17 protein-coding genes and 1 tRNA gene are annotated in these 16,301 nt (G+C 49.5%); 10 read left to right on the top strand and 8 right to left on the bottom strand.

From position 1 onward, the window contains the following. Positions 1 to 7 precede the first annotated feature (7 nt). Entirely contained in the window at positions 8 to 655 is a 648-nt protein-coding gene (locus BTA51_RS21745; RefSeq protein WP_094711191.1) for a DNA-J related domain-containing protein, read from the bottom strand. Positions 656 to 983: 328 nt separating this feature from the next. Here BTA51_RS21745 and ttcA point away from each other — a divergent pair, with 328 nt between their 5' ends. Further along, positions 984 to 1,853: a tRNA 2-thiocytidine(32) synthetase TtcA gene (gene ttcA, locus BTA51_RS21740; RefSeq protein ID WP_094711189.1), complete on the top strand. Its 870-nt coding sequence runs from the start codon at positions 984 to 986 to the stop codon at positions 1,851 to 1,853. 165 nt (positions 1,854 to 2,018) lie between these two features. Here ttcA and BTA51_RS21735 read toward each other — a convergent pair whose 3' ends face one another. The 4 genes from BTA51_RS21735 to BTA51_RS21720 form a co-directional block, all read right to left on the bottom strand. Next, complete coding sequence (locus tag BTA51_RS21735) at positions 2,019 to 2,744, bottom strand: sulfite exporter TauE/SafE family protein (RefSeq protein ID WP_094711187.1); 726 nt, start codon at positions 2,742 to 2,744, stop codon at positions 2,019 to 2,021. A gap of 123 nt (positions 2,745 to 2,867) precedes the next feature. Continuing rightward, positions 2,868 to 3,416 carry an NUDIX hydrolase gene (locus BTA51_RS21730; protein WP_094711185.1) on the bottom strand — a complete coding sequence of 183 codons (549 nt, stop codon included), beginning with the start codon at positions 3,414 to 3,416 and terminating at the stop codon, positions 2,868 to 2,870. 21 nt (positions 3,417 to 3,437) lie between these two features. Next, the gene (locus tag BTA51_RS21725) at positions 3,438 to 4,043 is read right to left on the bottom strand and encodes a lytic transglycosylase domain-containing protein (RefSeq protein ID WP_094711183.1); all 606 of its coding nucleotides are present in this window, start codon (positions 4,041 to 4,043) and stop codon (positions 3,438 to 3,440) included. A gap of 21 nt (positions 4,044 to 4,064) precedes the next feature. After that, complete coding sequence (locus BTA51_RS21720; RefSeq protein ID WP_094711181.1) at positions 4,065 to 5,792, bottom strand: proline--tRNA ligase; 1,728 nt, start codon at positions 5,790 to 5,792, stop codon at positions 4,065 to 4,067. 267 nt (positions 5,793 to 6,059) lie between these two features. Between BTA51_RS21720 and BTA51_RS21715 the strand changes: the two genes are divergently transcribed. Both BTA51_RS21715 and BTA51_RS21710 read left to right on the top strand, forming a co-directional pair. Further along, a complete protein-coding gene (locus BTA51_RS21715; RefSeq protein ID WP_094711248.1) occupies positions 6,060 to 6,494 on the top strand; it encodes a PaaI family thioesterase in 435 nt (144 codons plus the stop codon). 201 nt (positions 6,495 to 6,695) lie between these two features. Then, complete coding sequence (locus BTA51_RS21710; protein ID WP_246841125.1) at positions 6,696 to 7,337, top strand: TetR/AcrR family transcriptional regulator; 642 nt, start codon at positions 6,696 to 6,698, stop codon at positions 7,335 to 7,337. Between the two features lie 78 nt (positions 7,338 to 7,415). Here BTA51_RS21710 and BTA51_RS21705 read toward each other — a convergent pair whose 3' ends face one another. Both BTA51_RS21705 and BTA51_RS21700 read right to left on the bottom strand, forming a co-directional pair. Beyond that, on the bottom strand, positions 7,416 to 8,309 hold the full coding sequence (locus BTA51_RS21705; RefSeq protein WP_094711177.1) for a TIGR01777 family oxidoreductase: 894 nt from the start codon (positions 8,307 to 8,309) through the stop codon (positions 7,416 to 7,418). A 67-nt stretch (positions 8,310 to 8,376) separates the two neighbouring features. Then, entirely contained in the window at positions 8,377 to 8,769 is a 393-nt protein-coding gene (locus tag BTA51_RS21700; RefSeq protein ID WP_094711175.1) for a sirohydrochlorin chelatase, read from the bottom strand. A 238-nt stretch (positions 8,770 to 9,007) separates the two neighbouring features. Between BTA51_RS21700 and BTA51_RS21695 the strand changes: the two genes are divergently transcribed. The 6 genes from BTA51_RS21695 (at position 9,008) to BTA51_RS21670 (ending at position 15,083) form a co-directional block, all read left to right on the top strand. After that, positions 9,008 to 9,613 (top strand): DUF924 family protein, encoded by a 606-nt coding sequence (locus tag BTA51_RS21695; protein WP_094711173.1) that lies wholly within the window; start codon positions 9,008 to 9,010, stop codon positions 9,611 to 9,613. 155 nt (positions 9,614 to 9,768) lie between these two features. Beyond that, a tRNA-Gly gene (locus BTA51_RS21690) sits at positions 9,769 to 9,844 on the top strand. A 604-nt stretch (positions 9,845 to 10,448) separates the two neighbouring features. Then, positions 10,449 to 11,375, top strand: a complete 927-nt coding sequence (locus tag BTA51_RS21685) for a chemotaxis protein CheV (RefSeq protein ID WP_094711171.1) — start codon at positions 10,449 to 10,451, stop codon at positions 11,373 to 11,375. Positions 11,376 to 11,520: 145 nt separating this feature from the next. Beyond that, entirely contained in the window at positions 11,521 to 12,318 is a 798-nt protein-coding gene (locus BTA51_RS21680) for an MOSC domain-containing protein (RefSeq protein WP_094711169.1), read from the top strand. Positions 12,319 to 12,348: 30 nt separating this feature from the next. Then, entirely contained in the window at positions 12,349 to 14,283 is a 1,935-nt protein-coding gene (locus BTA51_RS21675; protein WP_094711167.1) for an ATP-binding cassette domain-containing protein, read from the top strand. 107 nt (positions 14,284 to 14,390) lie between these two features. Next, positions 14,391 to 15,083: a hypothetical protein gene (locus BTA51_RS21670; RefSeq protein WP_094711165.1), complete on the top strand. Its 693-nt coding sequence runs from the start codon at positions 14,391 to 14,393 to the stop codon at positions 15,081 to 15,083. A 172-nt stretch (positions 15,084 to 15,255) separates the two neighbouring features. On the opposite strand, the gene BTA51_RS21665 is transcribed toward BTA51_RS21670, so the two are convergent. Continuing rightward, positions 15,256 to 15,684: a universal stress protein gene (locus BTA51_RS21665; RefSeq protein WP_094711163.1), complete on the bottom strand. Its 429-nt coding sequence runs from the start codon at positions 15,682 to 15,684 to the stop codon at positions 15,256 to 15,258. Positions 15,685 to 15,843: 159 nt separating this feature from the next. On the opposite strand from BTA51_RS21665, the gene BTA51_RS21660 reads away from it, so the two are divergent. Then, positions 15,844 to 16,293 carry a hypothetical protein gene (locus BTA51_RS21660; RefSeq protein WP_094711161.1) on the top strand — a complete coding sequence of 150 codons (450 nt, stop codon included), beginning with the start codon at positions 15,844 to 15,846 and terminating at the stop codon, positions 16,291 to 16,293. Positions 16,294 to 16,301 lie beyond the last annotated feature (8 nt).

The following is a 16,301-nucleotide window of genomic DNA, read 5'->3' as shown; positions in this document are numbered from 1 at the left end:
CCAGGCGTTATTCTGCTCGATACAACTTTAAAATCTCATAAGCCTCCCGGATCTCTGCGAAGGTTTGGGCATTGCCGCCCCGGTCCGGGTGATGTTCCATGGCCAGTTTCCGATATTGAATCTTAATCGTATGCCAATCTGTGTCGGATTCACAACCCAGTGTTTGTAGCGCCTCCTTGTGCTGGCTGGGGTTCAGATATGCCTGCCAGAACTGATTCAGTAATCGTGCAACATCCCCCTCGGAAGTGTTCGTGAGATGATTAAGATCTAAATAGTAGCTCTGCAATGGATCGGCCTGGCCAATGGAAGTTTGACTCTTTGTATTCTGCTGAGGGGCTTTATCCGAATGGCTGAGGGCGAAGATTTTGAGCGGAGATATATCTATCCAGGTATTGTTTTCCTGCCAATGACGCTCCCTCATGAGATAAAGGGCGTGGAATAGGACGAAATGCGTCTGAAACAGATTTAGCTGGCCGGACATCGCTTCGCCATCAAAGAGAGAGTAGGGAGGATCGCTGAGCGTTTTGATCAGTTCGTACTCAGACAGTGACATCGATTGACCAATCAGGATGTCTTCCAGTGCGGAAATGAGCCGCGCTATCAGAATTTTCCAGGCTTCATCAAAGGTGGTGTCAGATGTGTTATTGCTGGTCATGAAAAATAGTCTGGTGAGAAGCTTATATTGAAGTTTGTAGGCCAGGAGCAGGAAATCCTGCGCCCGGGCGACCTTTTATCGGGATGATAACGAGCGAGTGTCATCACGTTAACGACCATGTATCAGGGTAACGGCTTGTTATATATAAATCCAATCAGCCTAAAGGGGCTGGGGGTTTCAATGCCGCAGGAAGGTGGCTGGGCGATAATTGATCAGGGTAGTGTGGTATGGTGTTTCTTACGATATAATGCGCAGCCTTTTTAACCTGTCTGGGCGGAAAGCTTTAATCGTCCTGACTATTTGTTCTCGAATGTGCAAGGTGTGTTGAATGACAGCGGCAATGAAGTCGGAAATTGGTCAGCGTGAACGATTGGAGCGAAACAAGCTTCAGAAACTGCTACGCCGTAATGTCGGGCGTGCGATAGCTGATTTCAATATGATTGAAGACGGCGACAAGGTGATGTGCTGCCTGTCGGGAGGCAAGGACTCCTACGCCATGCTGGATATTCTGATGAACCTCCAGAAACATGCCCCTATTAAGTTTGACATCATTGCAGTGAACCTTGATCAGAAGCAGCCGGGTTTCCCAGAACATATACTGCCGGATTATCTGACTTCCCTGGGGATTGAGTTCTACGTTATTGAGCGTGATACCTACAGCATTGTGAAAGACAAGGTGCCGGAAGGTAAAACCACCTGTGGTCTGTGTTCCCGCCTTCGCCGTGGCATTCTCTATGACTTTGCAGTCGAGCATGGTTGTACCAAAATCGCTTTGGGCCACCATCGTGACGACATCATGGAAACCCTGTTTCTGAATATGTTCTACGGGGGCAAAATGAAAGCCATGCCGCCCAAGCTGAAAAGCGACGATGACCGTAACATCGTCATCCGCCCCATGGCATACTGCCGTGAGAAAGATATCGAACGATATGCCCAGGTTAGAGAATTTCCCATTATTCCATGCAATCTCTGCGGATCTCAGGAAGATTTGCAGCGGCAGAATATTAAAATGATGCTGCAGGATTGGGACAAGAAATTTCCCGGTCGCCTGGAGAACATGTTCCGGGCTCTGCAAAATGTACTACCGTCCCATCTCGCGGACACCCATTTATACGATTTCAACAAGCTGGAGCACTATTCGCGGGAAGACTCCGCAGTGGTGGGAAGCTTCGAGCCGATCAATATTCTCAATATCTAGTTGCAGACATAATCTGACGGGATGCCGGTAATATTGTCGCTTTCATTATTAACAGGATGAGTTGTCCGTTTATTGACGCGACGGCGTCCCGCTGAGAAGTGTCTCCCGTAGATTCAAATTGTTTGCAAAAGCAGCATCTTTTAAACCAGCCTCAGGCTGGTTTTTTTATAGCAGTCGATAAAGTGCACCGGATAGGGCGGTGATTCCGGAGATTCCGCAAAGTGCCAGCAGAATTGGGCGAAATCTGCCTGCATCGACGAAATTCCTGGAATGCTGGCCGAAGTAAAATCCCAGGAAAGCGCAGGGTAAAAATGTCAGGCTTTCCAACAATAATTGCCGTGACAGTATACCTGCGAGGCCATAACTTATCAGACTGACGATACAGCTATAGGTGAAATACAGGGAAAGGTTGGCTCTGATTGTCTGAGGTGCGCCGTGTTGCATGATCAGCGCCATTGGAGGGCCGCCAATCGATGTGGTGGTGCCTGTTATGCCGCTGATAAAGCCTGCAAACCCCAGTCTTCCCGGTGTGGCTTCAAAGTGAGTGCCTTTAAGGCTGATGATGACGGCTGCGATGACACAGGCTGAGACCATGACCTGTAGCCAGGTGACATTCAGCTGAAGAAGGAGCCAGACCCCGAATGCTGTGCCTGGTAGTCTTGTAATGAAGGGGGATATCATTTTCCTGGCCTCAACATGCTGACGTTGGTTCCAGGTATTGATTATGCTAAGGAGTAAGGCTGTTATGGTAATGGCTACCGGAACCCAGAAAGGATTGATCAGCACTATCACAGGTGCTGCAATGACCGCCATGCCAAACCCTGCTGCCGTCTGTATCCAGCATCCAAAGAACAGGCTGATGGCAGCAATGGACCAGGGTATGAGTTCCAATGGGTGACCTTCATGTTTCCAGGGTTTAACCTTACCCCTTCTGCACAGGAAGGCTATAAATAGAAGGGGGTATGTAAGGTGTGATGTTGTTGGTTATTCGTCAGAGTAGAATCAACCGGCCGGTTAGGCGATACGCAAATATGCTAATTTAAGCAGGGCCGCCAGGCTAAGCGCGTCCGTGATTTCTCCGCTTATGGCCATACGAATGGCTTCGGCAACAGGCAACCGTTTGATAGACAGTAACTCCGTGTTATCCGGTGCCCACCCAACCTGGGTGAGTTTTCGGGCGATATAAACAATGCCTTGTTCGTCGGTGACGCAGTTACTGGTATGGGCTTGCAACAGCTCTTCCAGTTCATCTGCAATCAATCCGGTTTCTTCTCTTAATTCCCTGCGGGCACCTTCTTGGGCCCATTCATCGGCTGGTACGCCTCCCATGGGAATTTCCCAGCTATAACTTTGCGTGGCGTACCGATACTGACCTACGAGCCAGGTATGGTCCTGTTCATCAATCGGGATGATGCCAACGGCACGGTTTTTCATGTGAATAAGGCCGTATATGCCGCGGTTTCCGGTAGGGGTGATCACTTCACGGTGTTCTACCCGAATCCAGGGATTATCGTATACCTCGGTTGATGAAAGAGTCTGCCAGGGATTTTGGGAGTCTGTCATATGAGCGTGCTGGTGCTTTGTTCAGTATTTAACAAACCAGTAGCGCTCCCAGGCATTCATGACTTTTTCCGGATACCAGGTTTTGCCCAGGCTTCCGTTATAACGGGCTAAAGCCCGCAGTAAGTTGCCTTTCTCTTTGTTCAGATAATGCTTGAGGATCGTGCAACCGTAGCGCAAATTCGTGCCGGTATTCATCAGGTTGTCGTCCGGTCGCCCGATTTCCTCTTTCCAGAAGGGCATGATCTGCATGAATCCTTGAGCGCCGACGCTACTGATGGCGTAGCGGTTGAACAGACTTTCCACATGGATCACTGAAAGGACCAGCTCAGGGCTTAAATCTGCGCGGGTCGCCTCCATATGAACCATTTTGAGGAAGTTAAGCCGGATCTTGGGATCCTTGATGTATCTCTCCATGCGGGCAGACATGTCCACCAGCCAGACTTCTGCATCAAAACGATCAACGAAACTTTCCGATTCGTTCACCGTTTTCATCAGAGCTTCCCTCACTTCCGGATCCGGCTGCTGAGTGGCCCATGCTGATGTTAGTGGAAAGAGCATGGCGCATGTCAGTACCAGGGACAGTAGGGTAGGTTGACGCCGTCCCGGGCGTCGAAATATTTCAGTCATTCTGAGCACTACTACAATTGACTACTGTGATTGAAGCTTGTTCAGTACAAAGTCTAGTACATTATCAGCATCAATATCTGTGCTGTCGGTATCACGACGGCCCTTATACTCGACGGTACCCTGTCCCAGGCCACGGTCGCTGATCACTACCCGGTGTGGGATTCCAATCAGTTCCATATCGGCGAACTTGATACCAGGGCGTTCGTTGCGGTCATCCAGCAACACGTCAACGCCAGCCTTCTGAAGGTCTGCATAGAGCGCTTCTGCTTTTTCGCGCACAATCTCAGACTTCTGCATATTCAGTGGAACCAGAACCACCTCAAACGGAGCAAGGGCTTTGGGAAGAATAATGCCATTTTCGTCATTGTTCTGTTCAATTGCTGCGGCGACGACGCGGCTGACACCGATGCCGTAGCAACCCATTTGCATAACGGTGGCTTTACCGTTTTCGTTCAGCACCGTGGCATTAAGGGCTTTACTGTATTTGTCTCCCAGTTTGAATACATGGCCCACTTCAATGCCTTTTTTGATGACCAGATGGCCTTTACCATCCGGGCTGGGATCTCCTTCGACGACATTACGGATATCCGCGGTCTCAGTGATTTCGCAATCACGTCCCCAGTTAACATGGGTGAAATGGTAGTCGTCCTCGTTGGCTCCACATACGAAGTCGGACAATACTGCGGCGCTGCGGTCAACGATTGTACGAACTGGAAGGTTTACAGGACCGATCGAGCCCAGAGTGCAGCCCAGTGCATTCTTGATGTCTTCTTCGCCGGCCATTGTCAAAGGTGAGGCGACCCCTGGGATCTTCTCCGCCTTGATTTCGTTGAGGGTATGATCACCCCTTAGTACAAGAGCCACCAGAGGGGTAGGTTTACCTTCCTCTTCCTCGCCCAGCACGATCAGGGTCTTTACGCTGACTTCTGCAGGTAATTGCAGGAATTGGCTGAGCTGTTCAATGGTCTTTTGGCCCGGAGTGGCAACCTTGGTCATTTCGCCGGTAGGAGCTGGCGCTTCCTGTACTGAAGAGATGGCTTCTGCCATTTCAATGTTAGCGGCGTAATCGCTTTCGGTACTGAAGGCAATGAAATCCTCACCGGAATCGGCCAGTACATGAAATTCATGGGACGCTGATCCGCCTATACTGCCGCTGTCTGCCTGTACCGGACGAAAGTCCAGGCCGAAACGCTGGAAAATTCGGGTATAGGTGTCATACATCACCTGGTAGGTTTCATCCAGAGAGTCTGCATCAATATGGAAAGAATAGGCATCTTTCATCAGAAACTCGCGAGCCCGCATGATACCGAAGCGAGGACGACGTTCGTCGCGGAATTTGGTTTGGATCTGATAGAAATTGGCGGGCAGCTCTTTGTAGCTTTTCAACTCATTGCGCACCATGTCGGTAATGACTTCCTCGTGAGTCGGGCCCACGCAAAAATCCCGGTCATGACGGTCCTGGATGCGTAATAGTTCTTTACCGTATTGTTCCCAGCGGCCGGATTCCTGCCAGAGTTCGGCTGGTTGTACGGCTGGCATCAATACTTCCTGGGCTCCAGAGCGATTCATTTCCTCACGGACAATGGTTTCGACCTTGCGCAGGACTTTAAGACCCAGTGGAAGCCAGGTGTATAAGCCGGATGCCAGCTTACGGATCATTCCGGCCCGAAGCATTAGCTGGTGGCTGATGACTTCTGCATCGGCAGGGGTTTCCTTTAGGGTGGCTATCAAATAACGGCTTGCACGCATAGAATCTGGCCTTCTGGTAAAAAAAGGTATGGTTAAATCCGACTGTTCAGGGACCGCGCGCCTGATATACATCGTTAAACAATATGTCGTTAAATAAACGATAAAGGCGCGAATGTCCGAAAATGGTGACGTCTGAGATTTTTTGTCATTTAGTTTGAACCTGTACTCAGACGTAAAAATCCAAGGCCGTTATTGTAAGAATGATTGGTAAGCACGTACAGTAAGTGGACCAAGAAAATATAATTTGTGCAGGGTGACCCCCTTGTGATGAAGTTGACAGCTAAGGAAATTGAAAGTGTGATCGGTGAAGGAGTACCGCTGGCCCATCAAATCGGGTTTCAGGTAGTTGAAGTACACCCTGAATATACAATCACCCGAATTCCTTTTAATTCCAATTGGATAAGACCTGGCGGAACAATATCCGGACCGGTCATCATGGCGTTGGCTGATGCCTCTATGTATGCGATTATTCTGGCGACACTCGGCCCGGCAGAAATGGCCGTCACCAGTAACATCAATATTAATTTTCTGCAGAGGCCGAAACCGGAAGATTTATACGCCAAAGCGACTTTATTGAGACTAGGTAAGCGTTTGGCGTTTTGTGAGGTCAATTTATTTACGGGTTCCGATCCGGCTCTGGTGGCTCATGCCACTGGCAGCTATGCCTTGCCAGGTAAGGGATTGGGGAATGAGATGGGATGATTTGTCAGTGCACGGGAGGAAAAATAACGAATTTGTAATTTAGCTAATAGTCTGAATCTGGCGACAAAGCCAGAAAGCACCGTATAATATCGGCGAAGCAGCAACCAACAAAACCTCCGAACAGGGCTTAAAGACGTTACGGACAATGTTTATAAATGCTGCCGGAACCTTAAAGTATAAATGCCAATGGATGACAATATTATGAATTATACCGCCAGTCATCCGGGTGAGACACTGTCAAATCTTGAACAGCGTCGCACACCGGTACAGGATCGTAGTCGCGAAAGAGTCGAATTAATCCTGAATGAAGCATCACAATTAATCAGCGAGGTAGGGGTTCAGGGAATAAAAACCTCAGAGATAGCACGGAGAGCTGAAATTTCCTTGGCCTCACTCTATCGCTACTTCCCCAACAAAGCCTCCATTGTTAAAGCGCTTGCCGAGCGACACATGGAAAAGCTTGCCAGTGTGCTTAAGGGATTTGTTGATCAGCTCAATTTTGATGATGGTTTCGACCAGCTGATCGATGCCTATGCTGAATTTTACCGGTCTGAACCGGGATACAAGGAAATCTGGTCAGGAGTTGAGGCAATGCCTGAGCTTCAGGAACTGGATTTGGGCGAACTGTTTGACAACGCCCAGCTTATTTCTGAAAAAGTCCAGGCGCTTTGTCCGACGATGGATAAAGAGCGTCTTTGGTTGATGTGCGTTATGATCCCCCGCACCTGTTCAGGCATCATGAGACTTGCCATGACCATGGAGCCTCAGCAGGAGGAGATCATGCGTAACGAGCTCAAGATGATGGTGCGTCATTATCTGAAGGCAAGGCTGGCAGATTGTTGATCCTGAGTTTTGATCAGGAATCTGCATCAGATCGATAAGGGCGGATAGGTGTTGTATCCGCTCTTATGTCTTCTGTGATCAGACGACATCCTTGAGGGCCTCCTCAAGGGAATCGAATTTAAAGGTGTAATGCTCTTCTTCGAGCAAACGCTTGGGTATGGCTTTTTGTCCTGTGGTCAAAAGTCTTCCCATTTCACCGAACATCATATTGATTGCAAATGTCGGCATAGGAATCAGCGCGGGGCGGTGTAGAACGGATCCCAGCGTTTTGGCGAATTCCAGGTTGCTGACCGGAGTCGGACTCACGGCATTATATGGTCCGCTGCAGTGTGCGTGGTTCAGCAGATAGAGAATGATGCTGACAAGGTCCTGAATATGTATCCAGGGCATCCACTGTCTTCCTGATCCCATCTTCCCCCCAAGCCCCATCTTGAATGCTGGCAGCATTTTGCTGAGGAAGCCTCCTCGGCCGACAACCAAGCCAATTCTGGGGGTGGCAACGCGGATCCCAAGGGATTCTGCTTTGAGTGCTTCACTTTCCCAGCTTGCACAGAGTTCATGAGTAAATTCTTCATGTGGCGGGGTGTTTTCGTCTACCAGAACGTCTTGTTGGTCTCCGTAGTAGCCCACCGCTGAGGCAGATACCAGTACGGAGGGTGTTTGGGGGAGTTGGGCAAAGAAATCGTTAAGTTGACGGGTGATGCCGCGCCGGCTTTCGATCAGCAAATCCTTGCGCTGTGGTGTCCAGCGAGCATTGGCAATGGGTTCTCCCGCCAAATTGACTGCAGCATCCACGCTTGTTCCGATCTGATTAACATCCAGGGTTTCCACGCCTCTGAATTTATCGCCCAGTACGGAGGCTATGGTGTCCGTTTTGCGGCTCAACACCGTGACTTCGTGCCCATCGGACAGCAAAGCGCGACAGACCATGCGGCCAATAAACCCTGTTCCTCCGGTAACAAGAACATGCATGATTAGCTCCTTGGTTTGGCGGGTTCTACCCTAACGATACTCCTGCTTGGGAAAATCGCCAATAACGTTATGAATGTTCCGAGAGCAGGCTGCCGACAAGTTCCATCATCATTTGACGAAAACGATTCTGTTCGCCAACCGGAGGGAGTAGATCTATCGTTACATCGTATTGTAACCGTAGAGGCTCCAGCATAGCTGGGACATCGGTCTTCAGATGTTTTCCGGTTGCAAAAAACAGGGGGAGGATGGCAATTTGTCTGGCTCCCTTAGTCTTGGCCATTTTTACGGAATCTTCGATCGTTGGTGACGTCAGTTCCATAAATGCCACTGAGACAGAGGGGTATTTTTCGATGAGTGCCTTCTCCAGTTCAAAAAACGGGGCGGCCCATTGTTCATCCCGACTGCCATGTGCCAGCAGAATGGTGTGGTCGTATTGGTGGGTGGAGTGTTGTGAGCGCAAAACGTCTCCTTAACGTCTGTAATTGAATAATTCTCTATACGCGAATGATTGTCAGCTGGTTTGGAGGGAATTTATCGAATGTTCCATTATACCTGTACCTGAACGAAATAGTCGTTGGGTGTCCACTCTGTAAACTACCGATACTACAAATGATCCACTCGACAAATTGGGGCAGATTTTAGCTCCTATGATTTTATTCAGGATAAAATAGGGGGAGGAATCACTAAAAGGGGGTGTCATGTGGTCGTCTAAGGAATTTCTGCAATACTGGTTTGGTCCCGACTTGGGAGAGGGTATTCCAACGGAGCAGGCACAGCGTCGCTGGTTTGTGGCGGACAGAAAATATGATAGGGAATTGCGCAGGAGGTTCTTGACCAGTGTTGTGATGGCATCGGAAGGGGCGTTGGATCACTGGCTGGATGAGCCGGAGGGGTATGTCGCAGTTGTCCTGTTGTTGGATCAGGTTTCCCGGCATATATATAGAGGGACCTCATTGACCTATGACAATGATAAGGCTGCGAGACGGTATGTCCGCAAAGGATTGGATGATGGGAACGAGAAGGGGATGAGTGTGGCGCAAAAAATATTCTTCTATCTTCCTTTAACCCATTCGGAAATTCTTCAGGACCAAAAGGAGAGTGTCAGGTTGCATGAGGCTCTGTACGAAATGAGCCAGGGAGCGGAGAAAGATTTTGTCAGTCCATATATGCAGGATGCTCGTTCGCGCTATGAAATAATTAAGCGATTTGGTCGATTTCCTCATAGAAACAAAGTGCTTAAGCGAGCCAGCAGGCCAGAGGAAGATGCCTTTCTGGGAGAATCGCAGCATACGTTTAATGCCTGAATGGCTGAGGCGACAGGACTTTTTGCCAATCTATAAAAAATTTTCAGTGGACGCTTGCGCGACCTCAAAAGAGTCATTATAATGCGCCCTCGTTTTCGGAGATCGTATCGAAAACATATCTAACTGCTTGATTTGAGTGGTTAGAGTTTCCTTAAGCGGGAATAGCTCAGTTGGTAGAGCACAACCTTGCCAAGGTTGGGGTCGCGAGTTCGAGTCTCGTTTCCCGCTCCAATTTTCTTTCTTAGTGTTTTTGAATCCTGTGCCTTTGTCGAGGCGACCCCTCTTTTTATATGGTTGGGATCGCGCCCGGGACGCCGGCCGGTTCGAGTCTCGTTTCCCGCTCCAATTTTCTTTCTTAGTGTTTTTGAATCCTGTGCCTTTGTCGAGGCGACCCCTCTTTTTATTGGTTGGGATCGCGCCCGGGGCGCCGGCCGGTTCGAGTCTCGTTTCCCGCTCCAAATTTTCTCCCATATTGTTTATAAGTTCGGTGCCTTCGTTGAGGCGACCCCGCTTTTTATTGGGTTGGGATCGCGCCCGGGGCGCCGGCCGGTACGAGTCTCGTTTCCCGCTCCAAATTTTCTCTCATATTGTTTTTGAATTCAGTGTCTTCTTCGAGGCGACCCTCTTTCTACTGGTTGGGGTCGTGCCCGGGGTGCCGGCCGGTACGAGTCACGTTTCCCGCTCCAAATTTCTCCCATATTGTTTTGAATTCAGAGCCTTCTTCGAGGCAACCCCTCTTTTTATTGGGTGTGCATTGCGCCTGGGGAAGGGAGGAAGAATACCGGTAATCGTCTAAACTAGATAAAGTATCAGATACAAATACTTGAGGTAGCGAATGTCTAAGGTGCTGGAAACAGTCGATCAGCGGACCAAGCTGGTGGGGGAGAACCGGCTTGAGCTGTTGTTATTCAAGTTTGGTGTTCGCCAGATATTTGCGATCAATGTATTTAAAATTCAGGAAGTGTTGCGTCTGCCTAATCTCACCCGAATGCCTCACCGTCATCCGGTGGTGGTGGGGGTGAGTCATATTCGGAATGTCACTGTGCCGGTTATCAACCTGGCTCAGGCGATTGGACTGAAGCCGCTTGAGGTCAGTGAAAACTCAACCATTATCGTTACGGAATATAATCGGACGGTGCAGGCCTTTTTGGTCGGCAGCGTCGATCGGATTGTCAATATGACCTGGGAACAGATTCTGCCGCCGCCCCAGGGAGCCGGGCGCTCACACTACGTGACTGCGATCACCTATTACAACGATCAGATCGTTGAGATTATCGATGTGGAGCGGGTTCTTGCGGATATTAAACCCTACAATATCCAGGTTTCTTCCGAGGTTTTGACCTCGGATTTGGTGGAAGTGGCGCAAGGTAAGGAAATTCTGTTGGTTGATGACTCCCCGGTAGCTATCGGGCAGGCGATTGGTACTTTGTCTCAGTTGGGTATTAAGGTAACCACTGCCAAAAATGGTCTGGAGGCATACAACCTGCTCAAGAGTTGGGCCGATAGTGGCCTTAATGTGCCGGAAAAGCTGTTGATGGTTATAACCGATGCCGAAATGCCTGCAATGGACGGCTACCGTTTAACCACGGAAATTCGCAATGATCCGAGGTTGAAGGATTTGTATGTGGTGCTGCACACCTCTTTAAGTGGTGACTTTAACAAAGCGATGGTAGAAAAAGTGGGGTGCAATGCTTTCTTGTCTAAATTCCAGCCGGATGAATTGGCCAGAGTGGTGGAAACCCGCTTGAAGGAGTTTGATTGAGGCGATCTTTCAGAGATTGTCTGTAAGTCGAAATTTTCGTTGCTCCAGTTCCTGGCCTGATAAAGTCATACTAAGTTGCTTTCGCTATTGTCCTGTCGTGCATCCCTGCTTAGACTGCACATCTGATTGAAGCAAGGAGTCCCGCATGACGTCGCTACACGTTACCGAATTGAACTTATATCCCGTAAAATCCTGTGCCGGAGTCTCAGTGGATCAACTGAGAATATCCGAGTGGGGGCCGGAAGGGGATCGTCGTTACATGCTGGTAGATGCAGCCGGTAAGTTCGTCACGGGAAGAAAATTTCCCCAAATGGTATTGCTTAAAACGCAAATTCATCCTGAGGGAATATCGATTACGAGCCCGAAAGGTGACTCAATCATGGCAACAATCCCCGAAGATGCACAGCGTATCGAAGTTGAGGTCTGGAGAGACAAGATGGTTGCGGCTGTGGCTTCGTCAGAGATCAATGATTGGCTGAGCAGGTTGCTCGGGCAGGAATTGAAGCTGGTGCATATGCCGGAGGACAGTTTTCGTCAGGTGGATCGCGAATACTATGCGGCAGATCAGCGAGTCGCATTCTCTGATGGTTATCCGGTGTTGGTGACTAACGAGTCGTCCCTGGCAGAATTGAACGGGCGGCTGGAAGAAAGTATTGTGATGAAGCGGTTCAGGCCTAATATCGTGGTCAATGGAACCTCTCCCTGGGAAGAGGATGATTGGAATCATCTCAGGATTGGAGAAGTGGAATTCCGGGCGGTTAAGCCATGTAGCCGGTGCGTTTTCACTACGGTGGATCCAATGACGGCTGAAAAGGGGAAAGAGCCTCTTCGAACGTTGGCTGGCTATCGCCGGAAAGAGCTTGGCGTAATTTTCGGACAGAACCTTGTTCAGCTCAATCATGGTGTTATCAAAGTAGGTGATTCAGTCGAAATCATTGGCTGAATTCTGTATATCTTTTTGAAGTTCTAATATATGTCGTTACTCAGAATTAAAGAGGCTTCTCTGGCGTTTGGGCTGGCTCCGCTGCTCGATAAGGCGGAGCTGGTCATTGAGCCGCAGGAGCGGATATCGTTGATTGGCAGAAACGGAGCCGGTAAATCAACGCTTTTAAAAGTCATCAGCGGTATGTTGCAGCCTGATGAAGGCGAGGTGATGCGGGCGACAGGGTTGAAGGTCGCATACTTACCTCAGGAAGTACCTTCCGAAGATGCTGAGACCGTGTTTGATGTGGTGGCCGATGGTCTCGGTGAAGTGGGTGACTGGTTAAAAGAGTATGAAAAGCTGATTCACGCAGGTGAAGAGGCGGATCTGGAAAAGCTTGAGCGTCTGCAGCACAAGATCGAGGCCAACGACGGATGGCTTTTGCGGCAAAAAGTGGAATCTGCTCTTCAGCGTCTGCATATTCCGCAGGATACAACCATGGGAGAATTGTCCGGTGGTTGGAAGCGTCGTGTGTTTCTGGCTCGGGCTCTGGTGCAGGATCCTAATCTCTTGCTGTTGGATGAGCCTACCAACCATTTGGATATCGAGATGATCCAATGGTTAGAAGATGAATTATTGCAATTTCGGGGTGGGGTGCTGTTTATATCCCACGACCGCATGTTCATTGACCGGATTGCGACTCGAATTATAGAGCTGGACCGCGGAAAGCTGAGTTCATGGCCGGCCCCCTATGAAGCTTACCTTGAAAAGAAAGAGCAGCAGTTGGCTGCCGAGGAAAAAGAGTGGGAGCGTTTTGATAAAAAGCTGGCGGAAGAAGAGGTCTGGATCCGTCAGGGTATCAAAGCCCGGCGGACACGTAATGAAGGTCGCGTCAGAGCGCTGAAATCTTTGAGGGAAGAACGCAAGCAGCGGCGGGAGCGAGTCGGACAGGTCAATCTACGGATCGGGGAAGATCAGTCTTCCGGCAAGATTATCGCGGATTTTGCCAACGTCAGCTTCAGTTACGGCAGCAAGAAAATTATCGATAACCTTACCTGGACAATGTTGCGTCAGGACCGGGTAGGGCTGATAGGGCCCAATGGGTGTGGTAAATCAACGTTTATCAAGCTGGTGTTGGGTGAGCTTGAGGCTGATGAAGGCAAGATTAAGCGGGGAACCAAGCAGCAGGTTGCCTATTTCGACCAGATGCGTAGCCAGATTGATCTGGAGGCCACCGTTTGGGATAACGTTGCCAAAGGCAAAGACTTTATTTCCCTGAATGATCGGGAGGTTCATGTCGCCGGTTACCTCAGGGATTTTCTGTTTCCACCCGAACGATTGCGAACGCCTGCAAAGGCACTGTCAGGTGGTGAAGTTAATCGTTTGTTATTGGCCAAGCTGTTTACCCAGCCTGCCAACATTCTGGTGTTGGACGAACCTACCAATGACCTGGATATGGATACCCTTGATTTGCTGGAAGAGCTGCTGGGCAGTTTTCAGGGGTCAATTATCCTGGTGTCTCACGATCGTACGTTTATCGATAATGTCGTGACCAGTTCTCTGGTATTTGAGGGGCAGGGAAAAGTTGTTGAATATGCCGGCGGCTATAGTGACTGGCTGCTTCAGCGCCCTGAAGAGTCGTCGTTCTCCCAGGAGAAGGTGTCTAAGGACGCAGCTTCCAAGGGCAAGACAGCCAAGGCAGATGCGAAGAAAACTCCAGGGGATTCTGCTGAAGTAAAAGGAGCCGTTTCCGGGCAAAAGAAAAAGTTGAGCTACAAACATCAGCGGGAACTGGACGAATTGCCCTCCCAGGTTGAGGAGTTGGAAAACGCTCTGGCGGTGTTGCAGGAAGAGGTTTCTGCGCCGGAATTTTATGAGCAGTCCCATGAGTTGGTGGCTGAAAAACTGGCTCTACTGGAGAGCAGGGAGAAGGAGCTTGAGCAACTGATGGAGCGCTGGCTTGAGCTTGAAGATATGCAGGGGTAGTCAATAATTTTTAACGAATGATTGGCGATGGAAGCTAAACTTAACTGTATGGAATTTAGATCTCGATAATAACAAATTAGAAAACACGACTGGAGTAACATATACAGATGCGGGTTCGTTATGATTTCCGTCTTGAAGACGGCCGCTTAATTGATCATGTGGTGGAAACAGATCGCGAGAGTCTGCCGCCAACCAACAAAGCTGCCGCCGATTGGGCTGAGTTGAAGCACTGCCAATGTAGTAATTGCCCTCTTAAGGCGTCTGAATATCAATATTGCCCTGCGGCAATTGATATACAGGCGCTGGTAGATACATTCAGGAAGGAGCCTGCGTTTCAGAAAGTGGAAGTGACTGTATCTACCAGGGAGCGTAATTATCAGAAACGTACCGGGCTAGAGGAAGCGCTAAGGTCTCTGATGGGGTTGATACTGGCCACCAGTGAATGTCCGATCCTTAGTGAGTTGCGCCCCATGGCCATGCACCACATGCCTTTTGCTACGAACGAAGAGTTTATTCTGCGTTCGGTGTCCATCTATCTGGTTCAGCAGTATTTTAAAATGCGGGACGATAGGGAGCCGCCTGATTGGGATCTGAAGGGGCTGGTGGAACGAAACCGGCGTCTGCAATTGGTGAATCAGGCGCTATGGCAGCGCATACATGGCGCTTGTGAGGGAGATTCCAATCTAAAGGCGTTGTTAAGCTTTTTTTCTCTGGCATCCAGTGTGACTTTTTCTCTGGAAAGCCAACTACAAAAGCTGCGTCAAAGTTTTGAGGCGGGGGAGTGGAATACACCGCTCTAGCGGGTCAGACGTACGTGGCCGGATCTATCAAAACAGTAAACTCAATGATTGAAGCCGATGGGCAAGTTGAGCGCTGGAATGTAAGTGAAGGCTAGAGGACAGATGAAAGCTCGAGGGCAAGTGAAAGCTGGAAGATCAGGGCTAGGCTTCCAGCTCACTGTCGATTTATTGGCTACTGCTGCACTCTGACCGCAAGAACGTCGCATTTTGCGCCGTGAAGCACGCCGTTGGCAGTGGAGCCCAATAGCAGTTGAAGTCCATGACGACCATGACTTCCCACGACAATCAGGTCTGCGTTCTGTTCTTCTGCATAGCGATGAATTTCGCTTTCTGGTCTGCCAACCAGGACGGTGCATTCTGCGTCATTTAACTGATGGCTGTTTTTCAACTCTTTCAGCTTGTTAGAGCTGCGCTCTTCGAGCTGTTGCTGTATTTCGCCAAGGTCCATTGGTATATCGCCGCCGTAGGCATAGCTTATAGGTTCAATGATGTGCACCAGGCTGAGCTTGGCGGATGATGCTTTTTGCAGTGCTATTGCTTTGTTCAGAACCGTCTCGGTTTCCTTGCCCAGATCCAGTGCCACAAGGATATGGCTATACATGGTTAAACCTCCTTCGCAGATGATGTTTGTCAGTAGAGTGTCCGACTTTCTGGTCTTGCTTGTTGTGATCTGAGGCAAATAATTGCCTCGATGCGTTCTCTATATCATAGGATAAAATAACGTATTGAAGTATGATCCCGCCATTTGAAGGAGTTCCGTGTGAGTACGCCGTTAATTATTGTATTGGCTGTTGTCGGCTTTGTTGTCGGTTCCATATTCTGGATACTCCCGAGTCCGGCGGAGCGTCGACGTATGAAGCTAAGGCAGGTTGCCTATAGTAGGGGCTTCAGGGTAAAGAAACAGGCATTGAATGAGCTTCATTCCTCGCTGGAGGCAGAGTCGGAAAATGCGACCTATTACTATTTCCGGTTGGGTAAGTTTCCGGGTCTGGGAGGTAGGCAGATTTGGGTCAGGAAAGATGAGAGCTGGGTTTGTGCCGGTGAGGGTCGGGGTGACTTTGATTTGAGTGGGCTTCCCGTGGATGCAGGGCTTGTTGCCGTATTATTGTCGAGCAGTGAAGTAGGTTTTCTGTGGGATGAACGGGGTACCCCTGATCAGGTTGAGCTGATGCTGAATGAATTGGGCTCATTGGCCGAGGGGAAGGCCTGATTCGACCT

This window comes from Hahella sp. CCB-MM4 (genome assembly GCF_002260525.1).
Taxonomy (GTDB): domain Bacteria; phylum Pseudomonadota; class Gammaproteobacteria; order Pseudomonadales; family Oleiphilaceae; genus Hahella.
The sequence above is the reverse complement of the archived record's forward strand: the minus strand, read 5'-3'. Positions and strand labels throughout refer to the sequence as shown.

What these genes read in the sequence shown, in the direction of transcription:
- BTA51_RS21745 (WP_094711191.1), bottom strand. Translation starts at nt 655, where the DNA reads ATGACCAGCAATAACACATCTGACACCACCTTTGATGAAGCCTGGAAA.
- ttcA (WP_094711189.1), top strand. Translation starts at nt 984, where the DNA reads ATGACAGCGGCAATGAAGTCGGAAATTGGTCAGCGTGAACGATTGGAG.
- BTA51_RS21730 (WP_094711185.1), bottom strand. Translation starts at nt 3,416, where the DNA reads ATGACAGACTCCCAAAATCCCTGGCAGACTCTTTCATCAACCGAGGTA.
- BTA51_RS21725 (WP_094711183.1), bottom strand. Translation starts at nt 4,043, where the DNA reads ATGACTGAAATATTTCGACGCCCGGGACGGCGTCAACCTACCCTACTG.
- BTA51_RS21720 (WP_094711181.1), bottom strand. Translation starts at nt 5,792, where the DNA reads ATGCGTGCAAGCCGTTATTTGATAGCCACCCTAAAGGAAACCCCTGCC.
- BTA51_RS21715 (WP_094711248.1), top strand. Translation starts at nt 6,060, where the DNA reads ATGAAGTTGACAGCTAAGGAAATTGAAAGTGTGATCGGTGAAGGAGTA.
- BTA51_RS21710 (WP_246841125.1), top strand. Translation starts at nt 6,696, where the DNA reads ATGAATTATACCGCCAGTCATCCGGGTGAGACACTGTCAAATCTTGAA.
- BTA51_RS21705 (WP_094711177.1), bottom strand. Translation starts at nt 8,309, where the DNA reads ATGCATGTTCTTGTTACCGGAGGAACAGGGTTTATTGGCCGCATGGTC.
- BTA51_RS21695 (WP_094711173.1), top strand. Translation starts at nt 9,008, where the DNA reads ATGTGGTCGTCTAAGGAATTTCTGCAATACTGGTTTGGTCCCGACTTG.
- BTA51_RS21685 (WP_094711171.1), top strand. Translation starts at nt 10,449, where the DNA reads ATGTCTAAGGTGCTGGAAACAGTCGATCAGCGGACCAAGCTGGTGGGG.
- BTA51_RS21680 (WP_094711169.1), top strand. Translation starts at nt 11,521, where the DNA reads ATGACGTCGCTACACGTTACCGAATTGAACTTATATCCCGTAAAATCC.
- BTA51_RS21675 (WP_094711167.1), top strand. Translation starts at nt 12,349, where the DNA reads ATGTCGTTACTCAGAATTAAAGAGGCTTCTCTGGCGTTTGGGCTGGCT.
- BTA51_RS21670 (WP_094711165.1), top strand. Translation starts at nt 14,391, where the DNA reads ATGCGGGTTCGTTATGATTTCCGTCTTGAAGACGGCCGCTTAATTGAT.
- BTA51_RS21665 (WP_094711163.1), bottom strand. Translation starts at nt 15,684, where the DNA reads ATGTATAGCCATATCCTTGTGGCACTGGATCTGGGCAAGGAAACCGAG.